2 rRNA genes (1 of these 2 cut by a window edge) are annotated in these 2,500 nt (G+C 56.8%); both read left to right on the top strand.

The features are described 5' to 3' along the window. Positions 1-2,184 (top strand): 23S ribosomal RNA (locus tag ABNQ39_RS23800); it begins 564 nt to the left of the window's first position. A gap of 146 nt (positions 2,185-2,330) precedes the next feature. After that, positions 2,331-2,446, top strand: a 5S ribosomal RNA gene (gene rrf / locus ABNQ39_RS23795). Positions 2,447-2,500 lie beyond the last annotated feature (54 nt).

The raw sequence follows: 2,500 nt of genomic DNA, 5'->3' as shown, positions 1-2,500 counted from the left end.
AGCGACTTAGAGTATGCAGCGAGCTTAAGCCGGTAGGTGGAGGCGCAGCGAAAGCGAGTCTGAATAGGGCGACCGAGTTGCATGCTTTAGACCCGAAACCTGATGATCTAGCCATGGGCAGGTTGAAGGTGCGGTAACACGCACTGGAGGACCGAACTCACGCCTGTTGAAAAAGTCGGAGATGACCTGTGGCTAGGGGTGAAAGGCCAATCAAATCAGGAAATAGCTGGTTCTCCGCGAAAGCTATTTAGGTAGCGCGTCGGATATCACCTGCGGGGGTAGAGCACTGGATGGGCTAGGGGGGCGCGAGCCTTACCAAACCTAACCAAACTCCGAATACCGCAGAGTGCAGTCCGGCAGACAGACGGTGGGTGCTAAGGTCCATCGTCGAGAGGGAAACAGCCCAGACCGCCAGCTAAGGTCCCCAAATCACGGCTAAGTGGGAAAGGATGTGGGAAGGCCATGACAACCAGGAGGTTGGCTTAGAAGCAGCCATCCTTTAAAGAAAGCGTAATAGCTCACTGGTCTAGTTAAGCCGGCCTGCGCCGAAAATGTATCGGGGCTCAAGCCGTGTACCGAAGCTGCGGATGTGATCTTAGGGTCACGTGGTAGCGGAGCGTTCCGTAAGCCTGCGAAGGGTGTCCGTGAGGCCGCCTGGAGGTATCGGAAGTGAGAATGCTGACATGAGTAGCGACAAACAGTGTGAGAAACACTGTCGCCGAAAGTCCAAGGGTTCCTGCGCAAGGTTAATCCACGCAGGGTGAGCCGGCCCCTAAGGCGAGGCCGAAAGGCGTAGTCGATGGGAACCACGTTAATATTCGTGGGCCTGGCGGAGGTGACGGATTGGAAAGCGTGTACGATCTTATCGGATTGATCGTGCTGTGGACCGGTTCCAGGAAATAGCCCCGCCTTATAGACCGTACCCCAAACCGACACAGGTGGACTGGTAGAGTATACCCAGGCGCTTGAGAGAATGGTGTTGAAGGAACTCGGCAAATTGCCCTCGTAACTTCGGAAGAAGAGGGCCCCGTTTGTGACGCAAGTCGCAGGCGGGGGGCACAGACCAGGGGGTAGCGACTGTTTACTAAAAACACAGGGCTCTGCGAAGCCACACAAGGCGACGTATAGGGTCTGACGCCTGCCCGGTGCCGGAAGGTTAAGAGGAGGAGTGCAAGCTCTGAATTGAAGCCCCGGTAAACGGCGGCCGTAACTATAACGGTCCTAAGGTAGCGAAATTCCTTGTCGGGTAAGTTCCGACCTGCACGAATGGCGTAACGACTTCCCCGCTGTCTCCAACACCAACTCAGCGAAATTGAACTCTCCGTGAAGATGCGGAGTTCCCGCGGTCAGACGGAAAGACCCCGTGCACCTTTACTACAGCTTTGCAGTGGTGCTAGGGACTTCATGTGTAGGATAGGTGGGAGGCTTGGAAACATGGGCGCCAGCTCGTGTGGAGCCAACCTTGAAATACCACCCTTGAAGTCTCTGGCATCTAACCGTGGCCCGTGATCCGGGTCCGGGACCCTGCATGGCGGGTAGTTTGACTGGGGCGGTCGCCTCCCAAAGTGTAACGGAGGCGCGCGATGGTGGGCTCAGAGCGGTCGGAAATCGCTCGACGAGTGCAATGGCATAAGCCCGCCTGACTGCAAGACTGACAAGTCGAGCAGAGACGAAAGTCGGCCATAGTGATCCGGTGGCTCCACGTGGACGGGCCATCGCTCAACGGATAAAAGGTACGCCGGGGATAACAGGCTGATGACTCCCAAGAGTCCATATCGACGGAGTCGTTTGGCACCTCGATGTCGGCTCATCACATCCTGGGGCTGGAGCAGGTCCCAAGGGTTCGGCTGTTCGCCGATTAAAGTGGTACGTGAGCTGGGTTTAGAACGTCGTGAGACAGTTCGGTCCCTATCTGCCGTGGGTGTCGGAGTTTTGCGAGGATCTGTCCCTAGTACGAGAGGACCGGGATGGACATACCTCTGGTGCACCGGTTGTCACGCCAGTGGCATGGCCGGGTAGCTAAGTATGGACGGGATAACCGCTGAAAGCATCTAAGCGGGAAACCCACCTCTAAACCAGAGCTCCCTTGAGAGCCGTGACAGACCATCACGTCGATAGGAGGCATGTGGACCGGCAGCAATGCCTGAAGCTAAGCCTTACTAATCGCTCGATCGGCTTGATCTCGACACCACAAACCGCGCCATGCGCAGCAGCAAGCCTGCTCCAAAGCAGTGCTTGACCAGCGCACAGCCGTTCGATACATCCTCCTCACTTGCACTGAACAAGCATACAGCGCTTTCGGTAACGGCGTCGGTCTTGTGCCTCGGTGACCTGGTGGTCATGGCGAGGTGTCAAACACCCGATCCCATCCCGAACTCGGCCGTGAAAAGCCTCCGCGCCAATGGTACTGCGTCTTAAGACGTGGGAGAGTAGGTCGCCGCCAGGTCGCTCAGGCACAAGAGACGCTCCAATCCAAAAGCGCACATGCTTGCATCTTCAC

Origin of the sequence: Azospirillum sp. A26 (genome assembly GCF_042604635.1) — a bacterium.
Taxonomy (GTDB): domain Bacteria; phylum Pseudomonadota; class Alphaproteobacteria; order Azospirillales; family Azospirillaceae; genus Azospirillum; species Azospirillum palustre.
This window is presented reverse-complemented; position numbering and strand designations above follow the sequence as displayed.